The organism is Sorangium sp. So ce124, from assembly GCF_051525235.1.
Classification (GTDB): domain Bacteria; phylum Myxococcota_A; class Polyangia; order Polyangiales; family Polyangiaceae; genus Sorangium; species Sorangium atrum.
On the sequence record NZ_CP150312.1, the window covers coordinates 6,852,983 to 6,877,062 of the forward strand.

General features: G+C 69.4%; 17 protein-coding genes. 11 read left to right on the plus strand and 6 right to left on the minus strand.

Going from position 1 to position 24,080, the window contains the following annotated elements; translation table 11 throughout:
• The first annotated feature begins 1 nt into the window (after window position 1).
• From atpC to WMF19_RS25595, 4 genes are all read left to right on the plus strand, one after another.
• Window positions 2-559 (plus strand): ATP synthase F1 subunit epsilon, encoded by a 558-nt coding sequence (gene atpC, locus WMF19_RS25580; protein ID WP_437901514.1) that lies wholly within the window; start codon window positions 2-4, stop codon window positions 557-559.
• A 199-nt stretch (window positions 560-758) separates the two neighbouring features.
• On the plus strand, window positions 759-2,708 hold the full coding sequence (dnaG, locus tag WMF19_RS25585) for a DNA primase (RefSeq protein WP_437901515.1): 1,950 nt from the start codon (window positions 759-761) through the stop codon (window positions 2,706-2,708).
• 118 nt (window positions 2,709-2,826) lie between these two features.
• The gene (rpoD, locus tag WMF19_RS25590; protein ID WP_437322500.1) at window positions 2,827-4,746 is read left to right on the plus strand and encodes an RNA polymerase sigma factor RpoD; all 1,920 of its coding nucleotides are present in this window, start codon (window positions 2,827-2,829) and stop codon (window positions 4,744-4,746) included.
• Window positions 4,747-4,869: 123 nt separating this feature from the next.
• A complete protein-coding gene (locus tag WMF19_RS25595) occupies window positions 4,870-5,181 on the plus strand; it encodes a hypothetical protein (protein WP_437901516.1) in 312 nt (103 codons plus the stop codon).
• 42 nt (window positions 5,182-5,223) lie between these two features.
• On the opposite strand, the gene WMF19_RS25600 is transcribed toward WMF19_RS25595, so the two are convergent.
• Both WMF19_RS25600 and bamA read right to left on the minus strand, forming a co-directional pair.
• A complete protein-coding gene (locus WMF19_RS25600; RefSeq protein WP_437901517.1) occupies window positions 5,224-6,006 on the minus strand; it encodes a rhomboid family intramembrane serine protease in 783 nt (260 codons plus the stop codon).
• A gap of 201 nt (window positions 6,007-6,207) precedes the next feature.
• A complete protein-coding gene (gene bamA / locus WMF19_RS25605; RefSeq protein WP_437901518.1) occupies window positions 6,208-8,856 on the minus strand; it encodes an outer membrane protein assembly factor BamA in 2,649 nt (882 codons plus the stop codon).
• Window positions 8,857-9,165: 309 nt separating this feature from the next.
• Between bamA and WMF19_RS25610 the strand changes: the two genes are divergently transcribed.
• The 3 genes from WMF19_RS25610 to WMF19_RS25620 all read left to right on the plus strand — a co-directional run bounded on the left by WMF19_RS25610 (window position 9,166) and on the right by WMF19_RS25620 (window position 14,477).
• Window positions 9,166-11,568 (plus strand): DNA gyrase/topoisomerase IV subunit A, encoded by a 2,403-nt coding sequence (locus WMF19_RS25610; protein ID WP_437901519.1) that lies wholly within the window; start codon window positions 9,166-9,168, stop codon window positions 11,566-11,568.
• 2 nt (window positions 11,569-11,570) lie between these two features.
• Entirely contained in the window at window positions 11,571-13,508 is a 1,938-nt protein-coding gene (locus WMF19_RS25615; RefSeq protein ID WP_272093373.1) for a DNA gyrase/topoisomerase IV subunit B, read from the plus strand.
• Between the two features lie 393 nt (window positions 13,509-13,901).
• Complete coding sequence (locus WMF19_RS25620; protein WP_437901520.1) at window positions 13,902-14,477, plus strand: helix-turn-helix domain-containing protein; 576 nt, start codon at window positions 13,902-13,904, stop codon at window positions 14,475-14,477.
• An 85-nt stretch (window positions 14,478-14,562) separates the two neighbouring features.
• Here WMF19_RS25620 and WMF19_RS25625 read toward each other — a convergent pair whose 3' ends face one another.
• Complete coding sequence (locus tag WMF19_RS25625) at window positions 14,563-15,381, minus strand: carbon-nitrogen hydrolase family protein (protein WP_437322507.1); 819 nt, start codon at window positions 15,379-15,381, stop codon at window positions 14,563-14,565.
• A gap of 63 nt (window positions 15,382-15,444) precedes the next feature.
• On the minus strand, window positions 15,445-16,140 hold the full coding sequence (locus WMF19_RS25630; protein ID WP_437901521.1) for a hypothetical protein: 696 nt from the start codon (window positions 16,138-16,140) through the stop codon (window positions 15,445-15,447).
• Between the two features lie 173 nt (window positions 16,141-16,313).
• Between WMF19_RS25630 and WMF19_RS25635 the strand changes: the two genes are divergently transcribed.
• Complete coding sequence (locus WMF19_RS25635) at window positions 16,314-16,799, plus strand: NUDIX hydrolase (RefSeq protein WP_231865014.1); 486 nt, start codon at window positions 16,314-16,316, stop codon at window positions 16,797-16,799.
• A gap of 13 nt (window positions 16,800-16,812) precedes the next feature.
• Entirely contained in the window at window positions 16,813-18,843 is a 2,031-nt protein-coding gene (gene ligA, locus WMF19_RS25640; RefSeq protein ID WP_437901522.1) for an NAD-dependent DNA ligase LigA, read from the plus strand.
• Between the two features lie 33 nt (window positions 18,844-18,876).
• Here ligA and WMF19_RS25645 read toward each other — a convergent pair whose 3' ends face one another.
• Entirely contained in the window at window positions 18,877-19,881 is a 1,005-nt protein-coding gene (locus WMF19_RS25645; protein ID WP_437901523.1) for a DUF2804 domain-containing protein, read from the minus strand.
• Window positions 19,882-20,078: 197 nt separating this feature from the next.
• On the opposite strand from WMF19_RS25645, the gene pruA reads away from it, so the two are divergent.
• On the plus strand, window positions 20,079-21,719 hold the full coding sequence (gene pruA, locus WMF19_RS25650; protein ID WP_437901524.1) for an L-glutamate gamma-semialdehyde dehydrogenase: 1,641 nt from the start codon (window positions 20,079-20,081) through the stop codon (window positions 21,717-21,719).
• 40 nt (window positions 21,720-21,759) lie between these two features.
• On the opposite strand, the gene WMF19_RS25655 is transcribed toward pruA, so the two are convergent.
• A complete protein-coding gene (locus tag WMF19_RS25655) occupies window positions 21,760-22,035 on the minus strand; it encodes a hypothetical protein (protein ID WP_437901525.1) in 276 nt (91 codons plus the stop codon).
• Window positions 22,036-22,480: 445 nt separating this feature from the next.
• Here WMF19_RS25655 and WMF19_RS25660 point away from each other — a divergent pair, with 445 nt between their 5' ends.
• Window positions 22,481-23,995 carry a pre-peptidase C-terminal domain-containing protein gene (locus WMF19_RS25660; RefSeq protein WP_437901526.1) on the plus strand — a complete coding sequence of 505 codons (1,515 nt, stop codon included), beginning with the start codon at window positions 22,481-22,483 and terminating at the stop codon, window positions 23,993-23,995.
• Window positions 23,996-24,080 lie beyond the last annotated feature (85 nt).

Sequence of the window (24,080 nt, forward strand, 5' to 3'; positions counted from 1 at the left end):
CATGGCCGACACAATCCTCCTCGAGATCGTGACGCCGACCGGCGTCGCTCTGCGCGAGCAGGTCACGGACGTGACCGCGCCGAGCGTCGCCGGCGAGTTCGGTGTGCTCCCGGGTCACCTCCCGCTGCTCGCCGCCCTCCGGACCGGCCTCGTGACCTACCACCAGAACGGCCAGGAGCACCGCCTGGCCGTCCATCACGGCTTCGTCGAGGTCGCCAACGACACCGCGCTGCTCCTCACCGAGCGCTTCGCGGTGAAGGATGACGTCGACGTCGTGAGGGTACGCCTCCGGCTCAAGGAGGTCGACACCGAGCTCGACCACTGGCAAGGCGACCTGACTGATCCGCGCCGCCGGGCGCTCATCGAAGAGGAGCAGTGGCTCGCCACCGAGCTCGAGCTCATCGGCGATCCGCCCCCTCCGATGGTACGCGAAGACACGCGCTTCTTGGCCGAGCACGCCGAGGCGCCGCCTGTTGACGAGATGGTCGAGGCTTCCCAGCCCGACGAGAGCCTCACGGACCACAAGAAGCCCGGCTCTCCGTTCCCCGATCCGAAGTGACGTCTCTGGCGGCTACCGCCTTGCACGTGCGGCCGCCGCACAGGACACTTGTCTCCACACAGGCCGCGAGGGACTGGGGGGTCTCCCGCTTCGCGAGCTGCCCGTACCGCCGAGGCGCTGGCGCGGACGCCGCCACGCCGTCTGAGTCCACCCGTGATGATCTGCGGGCCCCGCACGCACGGAGCCCCCAAGGCAGCCCATGATCTCTCCGGAGACGATCGCGCTCGTGAAAGAGCGCACGGATCTCGTAGCGCTCATCGGCGAAAGCGTGCGCCTCGCCCGCCGAGGGCACTCCTTCACCGGGCTCTGCCCCTTTCACAAGGAGAAGACGCCCAGCTTCCACGTGAGCCCGAACCGCGGGTTCTATCACTGCTTCGGCTGCAAGGAGACCGGCAGCGCCATCGACTTCGTGATGAAGCTCGAAGGCCGGACGTTCGGCGAGGCGGTCCGCGCGCTCGCCGAGCGCGCCGGCATCGAGGTGGCGGAGTCGCTGACCGAGGCCGAGCGGCGCGAGGCGCAGGCGGCGCGCAGGTCGAAGGACGACCTCTACGCCGTCAACCACCTCGCCGCGACGTTCTTCGAGCACAGCCTCCGCGGGGGGCCGGGCAGCGCTCCTCACCCGCTCGCGCGCTACGCTCACGAGGAGCTCCAGCGGCGCGGCCTGCCCCTCCGCGACGGCGATGGAGCCGTTGATCCGATCGCCGACGCCCTCCAGGCGTTCCGGATCGGCTACGCCCCGTTCGGCTGGGACGGGCTCTCCACGTACCTGCGACAGCAAGGCGTCTCCCCGGTCCTCGCGGAGCGCGTCGGGCTCCTCGTGCCGCGCTCATCGGGGAGCGGACACTACGACCGCTTCCGCCACCGGCTCATGTTCGCCGTCACCGACGTGATGGGCCGGGTGATCGCGTTCAGCGGACGCGCGCTGCCCGATCCCAGCCCTTCCGAGCTCTCGTCGCTCGGCCTCACCGGCCCTGCACCGCAGGCCGACGGCGCGCCGGCGAAGTACATCAACAGCCCCGAGTCGCCCATCTACACGAAGGGCGAGCACCTCTTCGGGCTGCACCAGGCGCGCCAGTCGATCCGCCAGCGCGGCGAGGCGATCCTCGTGGAGGGCAACTTCGACGTCGTCGCGCTCCACGCGCGCGGCATCGGCCAGGCGATCGCTCCGCTCGGGACCGCCTTCACGCCCGGACAGGCGAAGCTCATCAAGCGCTTCGCGCCCGCGGTCATCCTGCTGTTCGACGGCGACGCGGCCGGCAAGAAGGCCACGCGCGCGGCGCGCGCCCCGTGCCGCGAGGCGGGGCTGAGCGCGCGCGTCGCCGTGCTGCCTTCCGGCGTCGATCCGGACGACCTCGCGCGCAAGCACGGCCCGGAGGCGATCGCGCGCATCGTCAAAGCGGCGCGCGGCCTGCTCGAGCACCTCATCGACGAGGCGCTCGACGGCGACACCTTCGGAGGCTCGTCGCTGCCCGAGCAGCTCGCCCGCGTGCGCGCCGTGACCGCGCTGCTCGCCGACGAAGACGACCCGAACCTCAGGATGATGGCGAAGCTCTACGCCGATCGCCTCTCCTCGAAGCTCGTGATCGGCGGCCGCTCACCGGACGACCTCCGGCAGCTGGAGCGCGTCGTCGAGGAATCCCTATCCCGCCCGCGGAACCAGCCAACCCGCGAGGTGATCCCGTCCGGACAGACAACCGAGACGTGGGAGCGCGCGCGATCACGCGCTCAAATCCAGGAGGTAAGCCTGGAGATCCTGGGCGCGATCCTCGATTTCCCTGAGCTTCTGGCCGACGACGATCTCCAGACAGCGCTGGAGTGCCTCGAAGGCGACGTCGCCCTAGCGATTGTTGCGGCGCGTCAAAATTTCACTTTTGAAATGGGTCTTGCCGCCAGCGAATTTCTTGCGCAAGTCCCGGCTCCGATCCATTCATTCGCGGCTGGACGGCTGGTCTCGCCTGTCTTCGAAGCGGCCTCAACGGCCAAGGCGACGCTCTTGGAGAATTCACAAAAGTTGAGCAGACAAGCCCTGGCGCGCCAAAAAGCAGCCGTCGTGAGCCAGCTCCAGAAGAGCGCGGTCGACGCTGATGCTGAAAACGCTTTGCTGCGTGAGCTATTCCAGCGAAGAGCGGGGGGTCTCGGTCTTCCTTGATGCGTTCCGGGTCGCCTCGCCGTGGCGGCCCGACGTGCGTGATCCCTAGAGTTTATCGGAGTCATTGGGTGTCTTGTCGGTCGCGGCGAGCTGGTCGCCGTAAGTGGAGCATGAGGTAATGGCGAGCAAGGCCAAGCAATCTTCCGGTCGGGCAGGCGGGGTCGCGAGGGCGGCGGGGGGCGGCGCGCTGAACGGCGCGCGGCACGCATCGACACGCGGGCACGCCGAGGGGGGGGCGCGCCCTAGCAACAAAGGAGACGCGGGCATCCGGGCCGAGCGGTCGGAGAAGGACCGGAAGACGCTCGAAAAGCTCGTAGAAACCGGCAAGAGCAAAGGCTTTCTCACCTATGACGAGGTGAACGACGCGCTCCCCGCGGACGTCGCGCCCGATCAGCTCGACGACGTGGTGGGCGCCCTCGGCGACGAGGACATCGAGATCGTCGACGGCGCGACCCAGGTGAAGATCGCGCCGAAGCGCATCGCGGACGAGGAGGCGGGCGAGAAGAAGCTCGTCGTCACGCCCGACCGCGAGGAAGAGGACGTCGACTACTACTCGAAGTCGAACGACCCCGTCCGGATGTATCTCCGGAAGATGGGCAGCGTCTCGCTGCTCACCCGCGAGGGCGAGGTCGAGATCGCGAAGCGGATCGAGATCGGCGAGCAGAAGGTCAACGCCGCCATCCTCGACTCCCCCATCGCCGTCCGCGAGATCATCGATCTCGGAGAGAAGCTCCGGAAGCACAAGATCCGGGTGAAGGAGCTCATCAAGGACGCCGAGAACGACGACCAGGAGTTCGATGAGGAGGAGGCCGACCGGCGCATCATCCGCCTCATCGACAAGGTGAAGCGCGTCGACAAGAAGAAGGCGGAGCTCCTGGAGGAGCGCAAAGAGGTGAAGACGGAGGTCCGCCGCAAGCAGATCGACGTCGAGGTGACGCAGTCGACAGCCGAGCTCGTGACGACGCTCGAGGAGATGCGCCTCAACAAGCGGACGATCGACAAGATCGTCCAGAAGCTGAAGAGCCTCATCTCGAAGGTCGAGAAGGCGGAGGCGGGGGCGACGGAGCTGGAGCGGCGCACCGGGCTCTCGAAGGGCGAGCTCAAGCGCGAGCTCATCAAGGTGAAGGGCAACCGCGCCCTCGAGGGGCGGCTCGCCAAGAAGCTCAACGTCAACCGCGAGGAGCTCAACGACTTCGAATCGACCATCAAGAACGCCCAGAAGGGCCTGAAGAAGGTCGAGGAAGAGCTCAACATCGACGTCGCGGCGATCCGCGATACCTACGAGAACATCCGCGAGGGGGAGCGGATGGCGGAGCGCGCCAAGGCGGAGCTGGTCGAGGCCAACCTCCGCCTCGTGGTCTCCATCGCGAAGAAGTACACGAACCGCGGCCTCCAGTTCCTGGACCTCATCCAGGAAGGGAACATCGGCCTCATGAAGGCCGTCGACAAGTTCGAGTACAAGCGCGGCTACAAGTTCTCGACGTACGCGACGTGGTGGATCCGGCAGGCGATCACCCGCGCGATCGCGGACCAGGCGCGGACGATCCGCATCCCGGTCCACATGATCGAGACGATCAACAAGCTGATCCGCACCTCGCGCTACCTCGTGCAGGAGTACGGCCGCGAGCCGACCCCCGAGGAGATCGCCGAGAAGATGGAGCTCCCGCTCGACAAGGTGCGCAAGGTCCTGAAGATCGCGAAGGAGCCGATCTCGCTCGAGACCCCCATCGGCGAGGAAGAGGACTCGCACCTTGGCGACTTCATCGAGGACAAGAGCGTGATCTCGCCCGCGGAGGCCGTGATCAACATGAACCTCGCGGAGCAGACCCGTAAGGTCCTGAAGACGCTGACGCCGCGCGAGGAGAAGGTGCTCCGGATGCGCTTCGGCATCGGCGAGAAGAGCGATCATACGCTCGAAGAGGTGGGTCAGGACTTCGAGGTCACCCGCGAGCGCATCCGGCAGATCGAGGCGAAGGCGCTCCGCAAGCTCCGGCACCCCAGCCGCTCGAAGCAGCTCAAGAGCTTCATCGACAGCTAGTCCGTGGGCTGTCCTGCTCGCCAACCGAAGACAGCTCTCCCGCGCAGGCCGCGCTGCTGGCCTCGCGCTCGCCAGTCACTCGCTCGCGTGGGTAGGCGTTCGCCTGGCGAGCAGCGCGCCGCCGTGGCCCTCCTCGTGCTCGCGAGCGCGGTCCTCGGCGGCTGCAGCAAGACGATGTCCGAAGAAGACTGCCGCACGATCGGCGAGGGCATGCGCACCGCATGGGCAGCGGAGGCAAAGCGGGTGGGGTCCACCGCTCCAGGGGGCCCGGGGAAAGCCTCCGTGGTGATCGACAGCGAGGGCGAGAGGCTCTCGTCGGAGTGGACATTCGACTGCAAGCGGGAGCTTGCCGGGGGCAAGGTCGACCCCGGCGAGCTCGGCTGCCTTACCCGCGCGAAGACGCTCGAAGAGCTCCGCCGGTGCGCCACGCCCTGAACACCCGGGAGCGTGGCCGGGGCGGGGCGCCCCGTGGCCCGTTCAGTTGAGATAGCGCTTGTCCTTCGGGGGGTCCTTCTGGCCGCCGGGGATGACCCGCAGAGGGACGCCCCCGGAGCGGCCGCGCGCCGCGGGGACACGGCGGAGCGCGGCGGACTGCGCCTGCAGCTGACGGAAGCGCATCCGTAGATAGAAGCGGCGCAGCGGGGAGAAGTCGCCGAAGAGATAACCCGCGAGCATGCCGCCGAACGGCGTGATCAGCCCCTCGGGCAGCGCGCGCATGGCGATGACGTTGAGCACCGAGATCCCGAAGATGAAGACGAGCAGCATGGTGCCCGTCACGGGGAGGACGAAGAAGAGGCGGACAGTGGCATGTCGGTGCGCGAGCGCCCACGCGACGGCGACCGCCTCGATCATCCCGAGCCCGCCGTAGAACACGGGCCGCGCCATCTTCGGGAGGAGCGCGCCCACCGCCACCTGGAGCGCGAACGCGAAGGCGGCGGAGCCGAACAGGAACGCCAGCGTGCGCCTGGCTCCCCAGCGCTCTTCGAGCGAGGGACCCAGGAAATACAGGCCGAGCAGCGTCGTGACGAAGTGCCAGGGATCGCTCGGGTTGTGGACGAGCGGCGCGGTGAGCAGCCGCCACACCTGACCGTGGAGCACCTTCTCGCTGATGCCGAGGAACGGCTCGAGCACGCCTTCGCCGGCGCCCCCCCAGTTCAGGCCCAGGGTGAACATCACCCAGATACAGCCGATCGCGATCATCATCCCCAGCAGGGCCTTGCCTGGCTTGGGGAACCCCATCGAGCTGTGCTCCGGGCGCATGGATCTCCACCTAACAGCGGCGCCCCCGACGAGCAACCGCTGCCCCCCGGACTCCACGGCGATCCGCCCCGCGCCGACCGCCCTCCAGCGGCCACGACGCCGCTGCGCGCCATCCAGGACGCTCTGGGGTAGGGTCCGCCCGACCGCACGCCAGCCCCCCGGGGAGCGGGCACGTCCCTGCTGTGCCCGCTGGCCAGTCGCTCAGAAGAAGTTGCCGATGTTGAACTCGAACTTGTACGTCTCTTCGTAGGGCAGCCGCTTGAACGGGAAGCCCCACTCGAAGCGCAGCGGTCCGAGCGGGGAGAACCACCGGAGCCCGAATCCCCACGAGGTGCGGACGTCGAGGAGGCGCTCGGCCGAGAAGCACGGATTCGTGACGTCGTGCGGCGATGCGGGGGCGGCGTTGCAGTAGAGCTTCTCGAGATTCCAGGCGTTGCCCAGATCCGTGAAGACGACGCCCTTGATCTGCACAGCCTCGAGGATCGGGAACTCCAGCTCGAGGTTCTGGTAGTACATCAGGTTGCCGCCGATGTTCGCGCCGTTCGCGATAGGCAGCGAGTTCGGATCGAGCGACTCGCGGAGCGGAAGGCGCGGGCCGATGTCCCGGATCTCGAAGCCGCGCACATCGAGGATGCCGCCCAGGAAGAAGCGGGCGAAGATCGGCACGCCCTGCGGGTTGGGGCTCGTCACCATGCCGGCCTCGGTGTTCAGCTTGAGGACCAGGCTGTCCGTGATCGGGTAGTAGAACCGCCCCGTGGCGCGGTACCGCAGGAACTCGTTCTCGCTGCCGAACGCGCTGTGGGCGAGCTCCACCGAGCCCTGCAGGTAAATGCCCGAGGTCGGGAAGAGCTGGTTGTTGCGCGTGTCGAAGGTGAGCGCAGGGCGGATGCTCGACGTGAGCCCGGCGTTGAAGAGGTTGTAGAGCGGGAGCCGCTGGAATGAGGCTCGCTCCTCTGCCGTGCCGAGGCCGGTATTCGTGGCCGACGAGATCACGTCGTTCTCCAGCGTGTAGGTCAGCTGCGCGCGCAGCTCCGGCTCGATGAGCGGGTAGCCGAGCGTGAGCGAGCCGCCGGTGGAGGTCTGCGAGAACTCCGTGTAGGTCCGCAGCTGGTTGTAGACGCTCACCGCCGCGGAGAACGGGCTGTCGAACAGGTACGGCTCGAAGAAGCGGACGTCGATGAGGCGCCGCGATCCGGAGATCTGCGCCTGGAGCGACAGCGACTGGCCGCTCCCGAGCAGGTTCGCCTGCTGGACCTGCGCCGTCGCGATGAAGTTCTCGACGCTCGAGAAGCCCGCGCCGATCTGGAAGGTGCCCGTCGGCTTCTCGCCGATGTCGACGTTGACGTTGATGTGCTGGGGGTCGTCGCCCTGCTCGGTGGAGATGTCGACCCGCTCGAAGTAGCCGAGCGCCGTGATGCGCTGCTTCGAGCGCTCCAGCTTCGTCTCGCTGAACAGCTGCTGCTCCTCCACCTCCATCTCGCGGCGGATCACCTTGTCCCGCGTCTTCGTGTTGCCGCGGATCTCGATGCGCCCGAAGTGGACGAGCTGATTTCTGCGGATGCCGACGGTGATGTCGACCTCGCGCCTGTCCGGGTCGAGCTGGGTGTCGGGCGCCGCCTCGACGTTGGCGTAGCCGGCGTCCCGGTAGAGCGTCTGGATCGCGCCGATATCCTTCGCCAGCTCGGCGCGGTTGAACCAGTCGCCCGGCTTGGCCCGCACCATCTCGCGCAGCGCGCGGCGCCCGCCGAGCGGCTCGATCTCGCGGCCGTCGGCGTCGCGCTCGTAGACGCGGAGCGAGCGGATGCGGAAGCGCGGCCCCTCGTTGATCGTGATCGTGACCTCGATGCCCGTGCGGTCGGGCGTGAGCATCACCCTGGGCGTCGCGACCTGCACCGCGAGGAAGCCACGATCGTAGTAGAGCGCGTTGATCACGAGGACGTCGCGCTCGAACGCGTCCTGGCGGAACGGACCGCCGGTGCCGAAGGCGAAGAAGCCCCCCTGCCCCGTGATCATGACCTCCCGGAGCTCCTCGTCCGAGATGTTGTGGTTGCCGATGAACGTGATGCGCCGGACGGTGACCGGCGAGTGCTCCTTGATCGTGAACTTGAGGGTGACCTGGTTCTCTCGCTCCGGTTTGACCTCGTAGCTGACCTCGGCGAGGAAGAAGCCCTCCTCGGCGTACTTGTCGCGGAGCTTCTGCACGCCGCGCCGGATCGCCGCGTAGCTCAGGATCGTGCCGGTCTTGATCTCGACCGAGAGCGCCTCGGTGAGATCCTCGCTGTCGATCTCCTTGTTGCCGGAGAACTCGATCGCCTTGATGCTCGGGCGCTCGCGGACCAGCACCCTCAGGCTCACGCCGTCGTCGCGGCGGGTGAGGTCGACCTCGACGTCGTCGAACAGGCCGGAGTCCCAGAGCTCGCGCACGTCGCGCGCCAGCCCCTCGGGGGTGAACGGCCTGCCGACCCGCGTCTGCCCCAGGTAGACGAGCACGTCCTCGGTCGAGACACGCCGGTTGCCAGCGATGGCGACCTGGACGACCGGCTGCCCCCGAGCGAGCTCGGCCTCCGTGGGCGCCAGGTGGATCGTCGGCTCGACGGCGTCGGCGGCGACCTGCGCAGGTGTACCGGCGCCAGGCTGGGCTCCCGCGGCCGCGTCGGTCGGCGCGGACGGCTGCGCAGCGCCGGCCGGGGCGGGGGGCGGCGCGGCGCCGCCCCGAGGCGGCTGCGCGCCAGGAGCACCTCCTGGCACCTGGGCTGCCGCGAGCCGGGGCCGTATCGCCGCCACTGCAACGAACACCAGGAAGAGGCCGAGCCAGACGAGCCGCAGCCTGCGGCCGAGAAGGCGAAGCATGGGACGGGTGCCTGTCGCGTACAAGGCGCCACCCCGTAGCCCAGCGCGCCGTGAGTCTCAAGGGCGGACGCCGAAATCAAGGCGCCGCCGTCAGGTCGCGCTCCGCTGCTCTGTGTTCGGGTCGATCTCGCGGCCGTCTGACGCTATGCCAGGGTCCGCACGAGCGCAGGCGAGCACTCGCCGCCAGAAATTCCCGCGAGGCAGCCTTGACCGAGCGCGAGCCCCTGGGTAATTGCCGAGGCTCGCTAGCGTTCACCTGAACATCGGAGCACCTGTTCGTCGGTGCCCGCGCACTCCCTGGAGCATCGCGTGTCTCGAACCCCCTCCCTTCCGTCCGACGGTGACGCGTCCCGCAAGGGCCGCCGTGGCGGCCGGCCCGGTGACAGCGAGCCGCCGCCGCCCCCGGCGCCCGACACCTCGCTCGCCGAAGAGGCGCAGCGCCGGTACCTGAACTATGCGCTCAGCGTCATCACGTCGCGCGCGCTGCCCGATGTCCGCGACGGGTTGAAGCCGGTGCAGCGCCGCATCCTCTACGCGATGCTGCACGACCTGCACCTCGGTCCGGACGCGAAGTACCGGAAGAGCGCCGCGGTCGTCGGTGACGTGATGGGCAAGTACCACCCGCACGGCGACGTCGCGATCTACGACGCGATGGTCCGGCTCGCGCAGGACTTCGTGATGCGGGCGCCGCTCATCGCCGGCCACGGGAACTTCGGCTCCGTGGACGGCGATGCGCCCGCCGCGATGCGTTACACCGAGGCGAAGCTCCGGCCCCTCGCGCTGGAGCTTCTCAGCGAGCTCGGCCAGCGCACCGTGGACTTTCGTCCCAACTACGACGGGACCCGCTTCGAGCCGATCGTCCTCCCGTCGCGCTTCCCCAACCTCCTCGTGAACGGCTCGCAGGGGATCGCGGTCGGGATGGCGACGAGCATCCCGCCGCACAACCTGGGCGAGGTGATCGACGCGTGCGTCGCGCTGATCGAGAACCGCGAGCTCACCACGCACCGGCTGCTGTCGTACGTGAAGGGGCCGGATTTCCCGACCGGAGGTCAGCTGCACGCGACCAAGAAGGAGCTCGAGGCCGTCTACACGGCTGGCCAGGGCTCGCTGAAGCTCCGCGGCGAGTGGCAGCTGGAAGAGGGCGACGGCAAGCGCGGCGCCGCTCCGCAGATCGTGATCACCTCCATCCCGTACGGCGTCGAGCGGAAGGCCATCGTCGAGAAGATCGCCGAGGTGATCCTCTCCAAGAAGCTGCCGACGCTCGTGGACGTGCGCGACGAGTCGACCGGCGAGGTGCGCATCGTGATGGAGCTCAAGCGCGGCGCCGACGCGCAGCTCGTGATGGCGTACCTCTACAAACAGACGCCGCTCGCGATCAACGTGCAGGTGAACCTCACCTGCCTCGTGCCCACCGACAACGCGGAGATCGCCGCGCCGCGGCGGCTCGGCCTGCACGAGATCCTGACGAAGTTCCTCGACTTCCGCTACGCGACGGTGACGCGGCGGCTCGAGTTCGAGCTCGGCGAGCTGAGGCGGCGGATCACGATCCTCGAGGGGTTCGAGAAGATCTTCGACGCGCTCGACGAGGTGATCCGGATCATCCGCAAGAGCGAGGGCAAGGCCGACGCGGCCGAGAAGCTGATGAAGCGCTTCACCCTCAACGAGGAGCAGACGGACGCGATCCTCGAGCTCAAGCTCTACAGGCTGGCGCGGCTCGAGATCCTGCTCGTGCAGAAGGATCTCGGCGAGAAGCGCGCCGAGGCCAAGCGGATCGAAGGGCTGCTCCGGAGCGACGCGAAGCGCTGGGGGATCGTCCGCGACGAGCTCGTCGAGATCAAGGGATCCTACGGCGAGAAGCGCCGCACGAAGGTGGTCGGCTCGATCGACGAGCCCGAGTACCAGGCCGAGGACTTCATCGTGGCCGAGGACGCGAACGTGATCCTCTCGGCGCAGGGCTGGGTGAAGCGGGTCCGCGAGGTGAAGGATCTCGCCTCGACGCGCATCCGCGAGGGAGACAGCGTCCTCGCGGTCGTCGCCGGCTCGACGCGGTCGACGGTCGCGTTCTTCTCGAACCTCGGCGCGTGCTACGTGTGCCGCATCCACGACGTGCCGCAGTCGACCGGCTACGGCGATCCCGTGCAGAAGCTGTTCAAGCTGGCCGACGGCGAGCGGCTGATCGCGCTGATGTCCTTTGATCCGAGGGCGCTCGACGTCCCGGCGCAGACCCCGGACTCCGCCGAGCCAGAGCCGCCCTTCGCGCTGGCGATCACCCGAGGAGGCCTCGGCTTCAGGTTCTCGCTGCGGCCGCACCGCGATCCGTCGACGCGCTCCGGGCGCCGCTTCGCCAAGCTGAACGAGGGCGACGAGGTGCTCTTCGTCCATGCGGTGGACGGCGCCGATCGGGTGCTCTGCGCGTCGAGCGACGCCTGGGCGCTCAGCGTGGCCGTGGAGGAGCTCGCGCTGCTCTCGGGCCCGGGCAAGGGCTCGGTCGTGATGCGGGTCGCCGAGGGGGAGCGCCTGGTCGGCGCCGCGCTCGCCCTCGGGCCGAACGACGCGATCACGGTCGAGACGGAGAAGGGCAAGACGCTCGAGATCGCCGCGAGCAAAATCGCCGGCCAGCGCGGCACGCAGGGCGAGCCGGTCGCACGACGCGACCGCTTCGTCCGCGTGGTGCCGCCGGCCGTCGTCGTACCGACGCTGGAGGTGAGCTGAACATGGCCGCCACGAATCCCCCGGTCCGCGCCGCTTCGGGCGCACGTTACACGGCCGCTGATATCGAGGTGCTCGAGGGGCTGGAGCCCGTCCGCAAGCGCCCCGCCATGTACATCGGCGGCACGGACGTCAGGGGCTACCACCACCTGCTCTGGGAGATCGTCGACAACGCCGTCGACGAGGCCATCAACGGGCACGCGAAGCGGATCGAGGTGACGCTCGACGCCGACCTCCAGGGCGCCACCGTGACCGACGACGGGCGCGGCTTCCCCGTGGACATCCATCCCAGGTACAAGCGCCCCGCGCTCGAGCTCATCCTCTGCACGCTGCACGCGGGCGGGAAGTTCGGGAGCGACAACTACAAGGTCTCAGGCGGGCTCCACGGCGTCGGCTCGAGCGTCGTCAACGCGCTCTCCGAGCTCGTCGAGGTCCGGGTGCTGCGCGACGGCTTCGAGCACCAGCAGACGTTCTCGCGCGGCGCGCCGACCAGCAAGCTCAAGAAGGGCGCGCCCACCCGCAAGCACGGCACGAGCGTCCATTTCCGGCCCGATCCGGAGATCTTCGGGCAGGGCCGGCGCTTCGATCCCGAGACCATCCGCGAGCGCCTGGAGGCCAAGGCGTACCTTCATGGAGGGCTCGAGATCGCGTTCCGCGATCTCTCGTCCGGAGAGTCGATCGAGCTCCTCCACCCGAACGGCATCGCGGACTTCTTGCCGAAGCTGATCGCCCAGCGCGGCAAGGCGGTGACGCACCCGACCATCTTCTACGTCGCGCGCGAGGGCGAGATCCGCCTGGAGGCCGCGCTCCAGTGGACCGAGTCGACCGACGAGTACGTGAAGTCGTACGTCAACGGCATCCCCACGCACGCGGGCGGGGCGCACGAGTCCGGCTTCGGCGCCGCGATCGTGAAGGCGGTCCGCGCGTTCATGGACGCGAAGAAGGTCCAGCCGAAGGGGGTGACGCTGACGGCCGACGACATCCGCGAGGGGATCGTGGGTGTCCTGTCCATCTACATCCAGGACCCGCAGTTCCAGGGACAGACGAAGGATCGACTCAACAACGCGGAGGCTGGACCGGCGGTCGAGGGCATGGTCCGGCCGGCGCTCGAGCAGTGGATGCTCCACAACGGCACGGCCGGTGAGTCGATCGTGGCCCGCGCGATCCTGGCGGCGCGCGCCAGGGAGGCGCGACGCGAGGCGACCCAGCAGGTCCTGCGCAAGACGCCGGTGTCGCACCGGCTCAACCTGCCGGGGAAGCTCGCCGATTGCGCCTCGACCGATCCGAGCGAGAGCGAGCTCTTCATCGTCGAGGGCGACAGCGCCGGTGGCTCGGCCAAGCAGGGCCGCGATCGCCGGACCCAGGCGATCCTCCCGCTCCGCGGCAAGGTGCTCAACGCGGAGCAGGCCTCGACATCGAAGGTGCTCGGCAACAAGGAGCTCCAGGACATCGTGAGCGCGCTGGGCTGCGGCTTTGGAAAGGACTTTGATGCCTCCAAGTTGCGCTACGGAAGGATTTTTCTACTCATGGACGCCGACAGCGACGGCCAGCACATCGCGACGCTGCTGCTGACGTTCTTCTACCGGCACCTGCCCGGCCTGCTCCGCGGCGGGCACGTGTTCCTCGCGCAGCCGCCGCTCTACAGGATCGATGTCGCCAAGGAGACGCACTGGGCGCTCGACGATGCGGAGCGCGACCGGGTCCTCGCGAAGCTCCCCAAGACGGCCAAGGCGGATATCTCGCGGTTCAAGGGGCTCGGCGAGATGCCCGCGGAGGACCTCAAGGCGACCACGCTCGACATCCGGCGCCGGCGCGCGCTGCGCGTCGTGATCGAGGGAGAGATCGAGACCGATCGCATCCTGAACGAGCTGATGGGCAAGGACGCCCAGGCGCGCTTCCGCTTCATCATGGAGCGCGCGCCGAACGCCGAGATCGACGTCTGACATCGATCCTTCGTTCGAGATGTCGCGGAGACTCCGCGCCTCGCGCGGACGTCGTTGGATGCGGGAGCGCGCTCCCGCATTCATTTCCAATGACCGTCATGAGCTCGCCGCGAGGATGTCGCGCTGCAGGCGACCGCCACGGCGCGCACGTCGTGAAGACACAATGTGCCAACCGCGGGTGATCTCTGGCGCCTGTGCCACGTGAACGGCAGGCCACACCCCGTCGGACGTCGCGAGCAGGTTGCCGGGCAATCGCGGCATTTTGTGCTGCTGAATGCCGAACCGCGTGAGCCGAGAGCGCTGCGTCAGCTTGCGGCCTGCTGGTTGCAATACGTCGCGCCGGTGGCCGCGATGACCGCGAGACACCGTCCTTACACCGCTGGAGAGGTACTCGTGACGACTGCGCTTCCCATCTCGACTCCGATCGCACCCTCCTCGTCCCACAGCATGCCGGCCGCATGTTCCCTGTCGGTTCCGAGCGGCGCGCCTGCCGTCCGGCCGGCGTCGCTCCCCACGCCTGGCGTCGCTGCGCCGAGCCTCAGCGCGCAGCCGCCGCGCGAGCGCGCTGCAGCGACCGGCGCCTCGCGATCCTCGCCACCACTGCGCTCCGCAGCCCCGCTCCCGCGGAGTACCTCGGAGCGGATCCTGCTCGGCCGCGACCGCATCCGCAGCGCCGCGGAAGCAGGCCAGAGGATCCGTTCCTACGAGGTCGCGCTGGACCTCGATCTGTCCGAGTTTCACTTCGCACGGCTCTTCCGCGCCGCCTTCGGGTCATCGCCCCACGTCTATTACGATGAGGTGCGTGCGGAGCGCGCGCGAGCGCTCCTGCATGAGGGGCTAACCGAGGGAGAGGTCGCCCGCCGCATCGGCTTCCGCAGGCCTGCAGAGCTCCGCGCCCTCCTGTCCAAGCGCGGCAGCACGCCGCCCTCGGCCGGAGAGACGGAGCCGAGCGACGCCTCTGCCGAGTGAGCAGACGGCAGAGATCGGCCATGGGAAGCGCCGGCACCGCGACCTCCTGTGCGAGGACAAAGTGCTTACCCCCATGACATGACGATCAGAGCCTCCGGTGCGTGAGCGAAGGTAGGTTCGCCCTGACGCGATCGAGGTAGGAGGGGTCGAGCATCGCCATCGCGATCCCCTCCCCTTCCGAGGCCTGCGCGATCACCTCACCCCACGGATCGATGACGCACGATTTCCCGAACGTCGCCCGCCCGCCTGGATGCTTGCCCCACTGCGCCGCAGCCACCACGTACGCCTGAGCCTCGATGGCCCGGGCGCGGAGCAAGACCAGCCAGTGGTCCTTGCCGGTGAGCAGGGTGAACGCCGCAGGGACGGCGATCGCCTCTGCGCCCGCGGACGAGAGCGCGCGGTAGAGCTCCGGAAACCGGACGTCGTAGCAGATCGACAGCCCGAGCTTCACGCCGTCGATCTCGGTGACGACGGGGCGCTCCCCGGCGGTCGTCGACGCCGACTCGCGGTACTTCGTTCCGTCGGCGATCTCGACGTCGAAGAGGTGAATCTTCCGGTAGCGCGCGGTGAGCCGGCCGTCGGGCCCGAAGACCGCGCAGGTGTTGTATGGCCGCGCCGGATCGTGCGCGCGCTCAGGGAAGCCGCCGGCCACGATGGTCACCCGGGCGGAGCGCGCCGCGTCGGCGAGACGACGCGCGATCGGACCGCCACCGGCGTCGAGGTCCTCCGCGATGTTACGCTTCCCCTCCTCGTTGCCCATGTACGCGAAGTTCTCGGGCAGCACGACCGTCGTCGCCCCACGGCGCGCCGCCTCCACGACGAGCACCTCGACCCGCGCCAGGTTCTCGCTCACGTTCTCCTGGCTGGAGAGCTGAAGGGCCGCCCAGATCACCGGTTTCTCCATGCGGCAAGCCTACCGCACGGGGAACCGGAGCGGACCACGCGCCGGAGGGGAGCGGAGGGCTCATCAGATTCCTGGATCTCCGGACGCTCCCGCAGCCCCGCCGGTGCCAGCGCCATCTGCCCCGCCGGCATCAGCGCCACCTACCCCGCCGACACCAGCGCCACCTACCCCGCCGACACCCGCGGCCCCGCCGGCGCCAGCGCTACCTGCGCCGCCGGCGCCCGCGGCTCCACCGCTGCCGTCCACCTCGTCGGGCGCCGCGCACTCGAGCGGCGCGCCGGAGTAGGCGCACCTGGCGCCGCACGCAGCGCACACACAGGCGAGCACCCGCTGGAACATCCGGTGAGCGGCGCCCGCATCGTCCGGGAACACGCACGCCGTCTGGCAGGCTTTGTTGTGGCCGCACCCCTTGAGGCACAGGCTGATCGGCCTGCACTCGGGCTCCCCGTCGCACGCCGCGAGCTCCGCCTCGCAGCGCCCACCGGGGGACGCATGCTCGTTGAAGCAATCGCCGCAGCGCCCGGCCTCGCCGCCATAGGCCGCGAGGCACTCGCAGACATTCGCGGGCCCCTCGTCGGCGCCCACATCGGGCGGCGCTCCCCCCGAGGCGCCTGCGCTGGTGGAGCTGCCCGCCTGGGGGCGCGGCGGCGGGGGCCGCTCGTCGGAGCAGCTCGGGAGCGACGCGAGCGCAAGCGCCGCCCCGAAGGCCACCACGCCGTAGCGGACAGCGCAGCCGTACAACCCGACAGGAGCACGCATCGCCCTCCGCACGATCGCCATGATGGGGACGAGCGTAGCCTGCCTCTCTCCCGCGACCGAGCCTGAGCCGCACGGCTCATGGACGTCCGCAGGATCCGCCGAGGCCGCACGGAACCCTCTCCCGGCGGCGCCCGATCGCTCCTATGCTTTGCCCGCACGTCACAAAAATTCTCATGGAAATCGCTCCCCTGTCGCTGTTGCCGCGCTCCGTGCTCGCCCTCGCCAAGGAGGTCGCCCGCGCGCTGCTCCGGCGGCCTGTCGTCGGGATCGCCGCCGCCGCTCAGACCGCCGACGGCCGGTGGCTGCTCGTTCGCCGCAGCGACACCGGAACCTGGGCGCTCCCGGGAGGCACCCTGGAATGGGGAGAGACGCTCCGCGACAGCATCGTGCGGGAGCTCGCCGAGGAGGCCGGCGTCACCGAGGTCGAGCTCGGGCGGGTCGTGGGCGTGTACTCGCGGCCTGATCGCGACATCCGCTTCCACGCCGTGACGGTCGTCGTCACCGCCCGGATCGCCGCGCCGACGCGCCCCCCGCAAAACCCGCTCGAGATCCGCGAGGCAAGGCTGTTCCGGGAAGACGAGCTCCCGTCCGAGCTCGCGATGGACATGGGGGATCTCTTCGCCGCCGCCCGGCGCGCCGGCGACACGGAGCTCGAGTGAGCCGAGGCAAGCGATGACGCAGGCACACCACGACGACGCCGGAGCGCGCGATGCGCTGCAGGGCGGGCTCGCGACGGATCCGAAGCACAAGGCGAGGATCGAGGAGCTCGCCGAGCGCATCGAGAAATACAGGGCGAGCTACTACGCGGGGCGCCCCGAGATCTCGGACGCGGCGTTCGACGCCCTCGAGGACGAGCTCCGCGCCCTCGATCCGGCGCACCCGGTGCTCGCCCGGGTCGGCTCGGCCTCGCTGATCACCGAGTGGGAGAAGGCGCGGCACGAGATCCCGATGGGCTCGCTCAACAAGGTCGTCTCCGAGGACGAACTTCTGGGCTGGGTCGCCCGGTGCGACGAGATCCTCGTGAAGGACGGGCATGGCGACGGCGGCACGGGCGCCGCGCCGCCGGCGCCGGGATCCACCTCGAGCGTCGCGGGTGACCTCTTCGTGGCGGAGAAGCTCGACGGCATCTCCATCGAGGTCATCTACAAGGGCGGCAAGCTCGTCGACGCCATCACCCGCGGCGACGGCGAGTGGGGCGAGCGGATCACCGCGAACGTCGCGCGGATGAAGGGGATCCCCTCGCGGATCCGGGAGAAGGGCCGGCTGTCCGTGCGCGGAGAGATCATCCTTCGCCTCTCGGACATGAAGCGCCACTTCCCCGGCGTCACCAGCCCGCGCAACATGGCCGCGGGCGCGGCCAAGCGGTTCGACGGCCAGGGGGCGGAGCACTGCACCGTGCTCTTCTACGATGTCGCCGATCACCTCGAGATCCCGACGTGCCGGGCGCGCTTCGCCTGGCTGCGCGAGCTCGGCTTCGCGACGCCGCAGACCGCGTACGGCAGCGTCGATGACGTCGTGAAGCTCTACCGGCGCTACTCGAGCGAGCTCCGCGCGGGCCTCGACTACGAGATCGACGGGCTCGTCGTCTACGTGGACTCGCTCCACGTCCAGGGCCTGCTCGGCGACGTCAACCGCCGGCCGCGCGGCGCGGTCGCCTTCAAATTCGCGTCGCCCGCCAAGGTGACGACGGTCGTGGCGATCCAGTGGGACACCGGGCCGAGCGGCCGCGTCACCCCGGTGGCGATCGTCGAGCCGGTGGAGCTCGCCGGCGCGAACGTCCGGCGCGCTTCCCTGCACAACTCGGCCAACGTGCGGAGCCTCGGCATCGGCGTGGGCGACGAGGTGCTTGTCTCGCGCCGCAACGACGTGATCCCGTACGTCGAGGAGGTCGTCGAGAAGCGCGGCCCCGTCGCCGTCCCTCCATCGGTCTGCCCTGTCTGCAGCGCGCCGCTCGTCGTCGAGGGAGAGTACCTCCTCTGCCGGAACACCTCGTGCCGCGCCCTCATCGAGGGGCGCATCCACAACTGGATCGACGCCATCGGCGCGCTGGAGTGGGGCGACAAGCTGATCGAGCAGGTGGTGGCCGCGGGCCTCGTGCGAGAGCCGCTCGACCTCTACAAGCTCACGGTCAAGAGCATCGCCGACCTCGATCGGCGCGGCGAGAAGAGCGCAACGAAGTGCCTGGAGCAGCTGAAGAGCCGCCTCCCGCTCGCGCTGCCGGTGTTCCTCGCGGCGCTCGGCATCGAGGGGTTCGCGATCCAGACCGCGCGGCTGCTCGTGTCGGCGGGGTACACGACGATCGAGAAGCTGCTCGCCGCCGGCGAGGACGAGCTCGCCAGCATCCCGGGCCTCGGCGCGATCAAGGCCGCGAGCATCATTCGAGGGCTGCGCGCGCGCAGCGACGAGATCGCGCGGCTGCTCGCCGCCGGCATCGTGCCGGTCGCGCCCGAGGCCGAAGGCCCGCTCGCCGGACTGACGTTCTGCTTCACCGGCGCGGGCGCGCGTCCCCGCGGCGAGCTCACCCACCTCGTCGAGTCGAACGGCGGCCGGGTGCTGAACAGCGTCACGAAGGAGCTCCACTACCTCGTCATCGCCGACGTGGCGTCCACGTCGAGCAAGGCGGTGAAGGCGCGCAAGTACGGCACGAAGCTCATCACCGAGGACGATCTGGACAGGCTCATCGCCGAGCGCCGCGGCGGCTGACCGAGGTGAACGCCCGGCTCGATCCGTCGGCCCCTACCAGGTGATGTCCTGGTCCTCCGTGACGCCAAGGACGTCCCGGAGCTCGAGGCGCCGCCCGTCCGGGAGGCGGATCGTGCCCGAATAGAGGCCGATCGGCTGCATGAACTCCGACGCGAGCAAGCCGAGGTTCGTGTGGTTCGAGTGCGCCGCGCCGGGGGCGAAGCGTAGATCCACGGCGCCGTCCGCGGTCCGGACGCGCCACGGGTCGAGCGGCCGCGCCGCATCGAAGGTGAACCGGCCTTCGGCGAGCGGGATGAGCTCGCCGTCGATCCAGATCGCGCACTCGGCGTCGCCGACGAAGCCTTCGCCCAGGTTCAGGCCGACGCGCTCGCCGCTCTCCGCGCGGCCCAGCGCGAGGGCCCAGCGCCAGGTCGTGCGGCGCCGCAGGAGGCCGCCCGTGTAGTCGTAGCTGGCGATCGCTCCGTCGAGAGAGATGCGGCGACCGAGCACCGACGCCTCGCCTTCGACGCCGAGGAGCAGGCGCTTCTCGCTGGTGATCAGGACGCCATCCGAGGGCTGCGCGATCGCCGAGAGCGCCGGCGGGGCCCCGCGACCGTCGAGCCGCGCCTCGAGCTCGATGCCGCGCAGCGCGGCGGTCACCGCGGTCGTCGCGTCCCTGCGCGGCCGCTCGATCCGCACGCGCGCGCGGGGGAGCCACACGCGCGCGGAGCAGCCTTCGCCGCTCGCCTCGCCCACGCTCGCCGCGAAGGGCGGCCCGAACGCCGCGCGATCCACGAGCAGCCGCCGGCCTGCCTTGTCGAAGACGACGCTGAACGCGATCGACAGGTAGCCGAGGTGCACGACCGCGACGGCGACGAAGACCTCGTCGGACGCGATCGCCACGTAGACCCATCGCTTGTGCTTGAGCAGCCGATCGAGCCTGCGCGGCGCGAGGAGCACCGGGTCGACGCGGGGGAGATCGCCCCGGTACGATCCGACGCGCGCAGCTCCCGTGATCGGGTCGAGGATCGCATCGGGCGGCGTGATGAGCTCGCGCATCGGACGAGAGTAGCGGCGACGTCGTCGTTGCCCAAGGCGAGGGACGCCGGAAACCTGACATCGTTAGAATCGCGTGAATCGCGTGAATCGCGTGATTGCGCCGAGCGCTCTCCACCGCGGCCATCTGGCTCACGCCGCGGCGGAGAGCAGCGGCGCCGGAGCCTGCGCGCCCTCGGCTCCCCCGCTAGACTCGCGTCATGATCGACGCCATCGCCACGCCCCCGAGCCCTCTGAACGAGCCCGTCCTCACGTACGCGCCTGGCAGCCCGGAGCGCGCGGCCCTCAAGGCGGAGCTCGACCGCCGGGCGCGGGAGACGATCGAGATCCCGATGGTGATCGACGGCGAGGCGATCCGGACCGGAGCGCTCGACGAGGTCCGCGCGCCGCACCGGCGCGACCTCCTCCTCGCCCGGGCTCACCAAGGTGGCGCCGAGCACGTCGCGCGCGCGATCGAGGCCGCCCGGCGGGCGCACCCGGCCTGGTCGAGGACGCCGTGGACCGAGCGCGCCGCCGTGTTCCTCAAGGCGGCCGAGCTGCTCGCGACCCGGTACCGCCCCACGCTCAACGCGGCGACGATGCTCGGGCAGAGCAAGACGGCGTACCAGGCCGAGATCGACTCGGCCTGCGAGCTCATCGACTTCTTCCGCTACAACGTCCACTTCGCCCACCGGATCGCGGCGGAGCAGCCGGCGAGCGCGCCCGGCGTCTGGAACCTCGCGGAGCCTCGCCCGCTGGAGGGCTTCGTCTTCGCGGCGACGCCGTTCAACTTCACCGCGATCGCGGGCAACCTGTGCGCGGCCCCGGCGCTGATGGGCAACACCGTGGTCTGGAAGCCGTCCGCGAACGCGCTGTACTCCGCGCACTTCGTGATGGAGCTGATGATCGAGGCGGGCCTCCCGCGCGGCGTCATCAACCTCGTCATGGGCCCGCCCGAGCTGGTCTCGAACGCGTGCCTCGATCATCCGGACTTCGCCGGCATCCACTTCACCGGCTCGACCGCGGTCTTCCAGTCGATCTGGCGCCGCATCGGGGAGAACATCGGGCGCTACCGCAGCTACCCGCGGATCGTGGGCGAGACCGGCGGGAAGGACTTCGTCTTCGCGCACGCGAGCGCCGACGTCGACGCGCTCGCCGTGGCGCTCGTCCGGGGCGCCTACGAATTCCAGGGGCAGAAGTGCTCGGCCGCGTCGCGCGCGTACATCCCCCGCTCGCTCTGGCCGGCCCTCAAGGACCGGCTCGTGGGCCACATCCGGGCGATCCGCGTGGGGGACGTCGCCGACTTCCGCAACTTCATGGGCGCGGTGATCGACGAGCGAGCGCACGCGCGGCTCACGGGGCGGATCGCCGCGGCGAAGGCGGACGCGGCGTGCTCGATCGTGTGCGGCGGCGGCGCGCGCGCGCACGACGGGAGCGACGGCTGGTTCGTCGAGCCGACGCTGATCGAGACCACGGATCCGCGCCACCCGCTGATGGCGGAGGAGCTGTTCGGGCCGGTGCTCACGGTCTGGGTCTACCCCGACGGCGAGGAGCACAAGGCGCTCGCGCTCTGCGACGAGACGTCGCCGTATGGCCTGACCGGCGCCGTGTTCGCGCGCGATCGGGCGTTCATCGAGGCGGCGAGCGACGCGCTCCGCTTCGCCGCGGGCAATTTCTACATCAACGACAAGCCGACCGGCGCCGTCGTCGGGCAGCAGCCGTTCGGCGGCGCGCGCGCCTCCGGCACGAACGACAAGGCGGGCAGCCTGTTCAACCTGCTCCGCTGGGTCTCCCCCCGGGTCGTGAAGGAGACGTTCTCCCCGCCGCGCGCGGTCGCCTATCCGTTCATGGCGGCCGAGTAGGAAGCGCGCCGCGCGCCGACGAGGCGGCGGGCCTCGTCGATCAATCCTCCGGCGAGTAGTCGCAGACGCCGCCCGCGAGGTCGGCGCAGGGCCGGTCCTCCTCCTCGTAACACTCGGCCGTGCGCTCGATGGCCGTGGCATAGGACGCGCGGTCGGACAGCTCGAGGCACAGCGCGACGCACGTGTCCTTTCCAGGGCTGTCGGTCTGGCACTCGGCGTTCTTGGTGCAGACGACGTCGCACGCGTCGATGTCCGGCGAGCAGCCAGGGATGGGAGCGAAGAGCAGCAGGGCCAAGACGAGCGCGGGACGGGGCATAACGAAAGCTCCGACGGCCATCGGAGCACGCGGCCGAGCCGGCGGCGAGAGGCGAGCAGAGGGCGGCCGCGGGGCGCCGGCTCGCCCCTGCCCTGGATCCCTCCTGGAAGCGCGCGCCGCCGGAGGCGAATCGAGCCGGTGAGCCCACCCGCGAACTTCGTGTTCCGCCCGAGTCGTTAAACGCACCAGCGAAGATGGGGGTCTCTTCTCAGGGAGTCATGCCCGGAGTCATTGCCATCCGACTCGCCAGCCACCGAGCTCTACAGGCCGATCCGACCTCGACCATTCGGTTGTGGAGCAGCACCCGACCATTACGTATGCTCCAGATCTCCGCCCGTCAAAAGCGTGCGCTCCCATGGCGCGCAGGACGAGCAGAAGCGTAGGTGTATATTTCCCACGCCGCTACACCAGGGGTCGCTGTGGGATAGAAAACGTTGGAGGTGCCATGAAGTCGATGCATTTTCTGGGTTTCTTCGTGCTCGGCACGATCGCGGCGACCGCCGCAGGCTGCGGCGGAGACAACGAGGGCGACGGCGGCGGCGGCGAGGGAGGAGCCGGGAGCACCACAACGTCCTCCGCGACCACCGGCCCCGTCGCCGGCAGCACCTCCACGGGCTCAGGCGAAGTGGACGACGGGAACGACAGCCTCGAAGAAGCAGAGCCGATCCGACCCGAGGACAATTGGCTTTCGGGGACGCTCGAGCCGCTGGACACGGACGCTGACTACTACAGCTTCACTGGAGCCAAGGGTCAGCCCGTGTATATCCTGAGCGACGCGAGGCCTAAGGATGATGAGCGGGATCCGACATACCCCGATACAGTCATCACGTTGCTTGACGCCGACGGGAACCAGCTCGCGCAAAACGACGACCCGGCCCGGGGCTTCACCAACGACAGCGAGCTCCTCACCGTCCTGCCAGCGGACGGCGAGTACTTCATCGTCGTCCAGGATTGCAACGCGGCCTTCCCGCAGTTCGCCTTCCCGGACGGTTGCTTCAACCCGGCGGACGTCCTGAGCTTCGACTATGGGCTGCGGCTCATCCCGCTCGATGTGGCGGAGAGCGACACCGATAGCCTCATCGGCGACACCGAGCCCAACAATGACGCCGAGCAGGCCGTGCAGCTGCACTATGAGCTGAACGACGACGAGTCGGGCCACTTCACCACTTTCGCGTTCGGCAATTTCGAGAGCGCGACCGACGTCGATGTGTATTCGTTCACCCCGCCGGAGACCCCGGCGGTCGACAACGCCATCCTCGCCCAGCTGATCGCCGACCAGCCGACAGGGATCGAGGGCAACGGCGCGACGGTGGACGTCAGCGAGATCGCCGTGTTCGCTTCGACCGATCTGACCAACGCCTACGCGAAGGTGGATCCGTCGACGGGCGGCGATATCGCCCTCCCGGTGGAAGCCGGGCAAGAGTACTTCGTCTTCGTCAAGCGCCCTGCGGGCGAGGTAGGAAAGAACGACTTCTACATCCTGCTGCACAACCGCACGAACTCCGATCCCCTCGAGGCCGAGGACGAGACCAACGGCGTCATCGAGACGCCGGAAGCCGGCTTGGTCTCCTTCCCCAACGGGGGAGGCGGCGTCAGCTACGCGATCGAGGGGAAGATCGCCGATGGAGAGACCGCAGACGTCGACATCTATGCGGTCCCCCTCGACGACGTGGAGGCGGACTGGACGTTCTCGGTCATCTGCGAAGCGCAGCGCAACGGGTCCGGGGTCCGCGAGCTCAGCGCCGAGGTGCTGAACGGAGACGGCACACCGATCGACACCGCCACCTACTCGGCCACGGAGACCGAAGACGAAAACCTGTACGTCGAGCGGGTCGCGATCCCGGAGGGCGCAGCGAACGACCGGTTGCTCGTCAAGGTATCGGCCGGAACGCCCGCCGCCGACGTGACGAGCCGAGGGTACAACTGCCTCTTCGCTTACCTGCCGCCGGAGACCAACTGAGGGTCTGAAGCACCTCGCGGCGTGAGCGCCCGTCCACCGGGCGCTCACACCGGGTGCTCTGCAGCTCGCGGCGCAAGACCACGCT

What these genes read in the sequence shown, in the direction of transcription:
- WMF19_RS25615 (WP_272093373.1), top strand. Translation starts at nt 11,571, where the DNA reads ATGGCCGCCACGAATCCCCCGGTCCGCGCCGCTTCGGGCGCACGTTAC.
- ligA (WP_437901522.1), top strand. Translation starts at nt 16,813, where the DNA reads ATGACGCAGGCACACCACGACGACGCCGGAGCGCGCGATGCGCTGCAG.
- WMF19_RS25655 (WP_437901525.1), bottom strand. Translation starts at nt 22,035, where the DNA reads ATGCCCCGTCCCGCGCTCGTCTTGGCCCTGCTGCTCTTCGCTCCCATC.
- WMF19_RS25635 (WP_231865014.1), top strand. Translation starts at nt 16,314, where the DNA reads ATGGAAATCGCTCCCCTGTCGCTGTTGCCGCGCTCCGTGCTCGCCCTC.
- WMF19_RS25660 (WP_437901526.1), top strand. Translation starts at nt 22,481, where the DNA reads ATGAAGTCGATGCATTTTCTGGGTTTCTTCGTGCTCGGCACGATCGCG.
- WMF19_RS25625 (WP_437322507.1), bottom strand. Translation starts at nt 15,381, where the DNA reads ATGGAGAAACCGGTGATCTGGGCGGCCCTTCAGCTCTCCAGCCAGGAG.
- bamA (WP_437901518.1), bottom strand. Translation starts at nt 8,856, where the DNA reads ATGCTTCGCCTTCTCGGCCGCAGGCTGCGGCTCGTCTGGCTCGGCCTC.
- dnaG (WP_437901515.1), top strand. Translation starts at nt 759, where the DNA reads ATGATCTCTCCGGAGACGATCGCGCTCGTGAAAGAGCGCACGGATCTC.
- atpC (WP_437901514.1), top strand. Translation starts at nt 2, where the DNA reads ATGGCCGACACAATCCTCCTCGAGATCGTGACGCCGACCGGCGTCGCT.
- WMF19_RS25600 (WP_437901517.1), bottom strand. Translation starts at nt 6,006, where the DNA reads ATGCGCCCGGAGCACAGCTCGATGGGGTTCCCCAAGCCAGGCAAGGCC.
- WMF19_RS25630 (WP_437901521.1), bottom strand. Translation starts at nt 16,140, where the DNA reads ATGCGTGCTCCTGTCGGGTTGTACGGCTGCGCTGTCCGCTACGGCGTG.
- rpoD (WP_437322500.1), top strand. Translation starts at nt 2,827, where the DNA reads ATGGCGAGCAAGGCCAAGCAATCTTCCGGTCGGGCAGGCGGGGTCGCG.
- pruA (WP_437901524.1), top strand. Translation starts at nt 20,079, where the DNA reads ATGATCGACGCCATCGCCACGCCCCCGAGCCCTCTGAACGAGCCCGTC.
- WMF19_RS25645 (WP_437901523.1), bottom strand. Translation starts at nt 19,881, where the DNA reads ATGCGCGAGCTCATCACGCCGCCCGATGCGATCCTCGACCCGATCACG.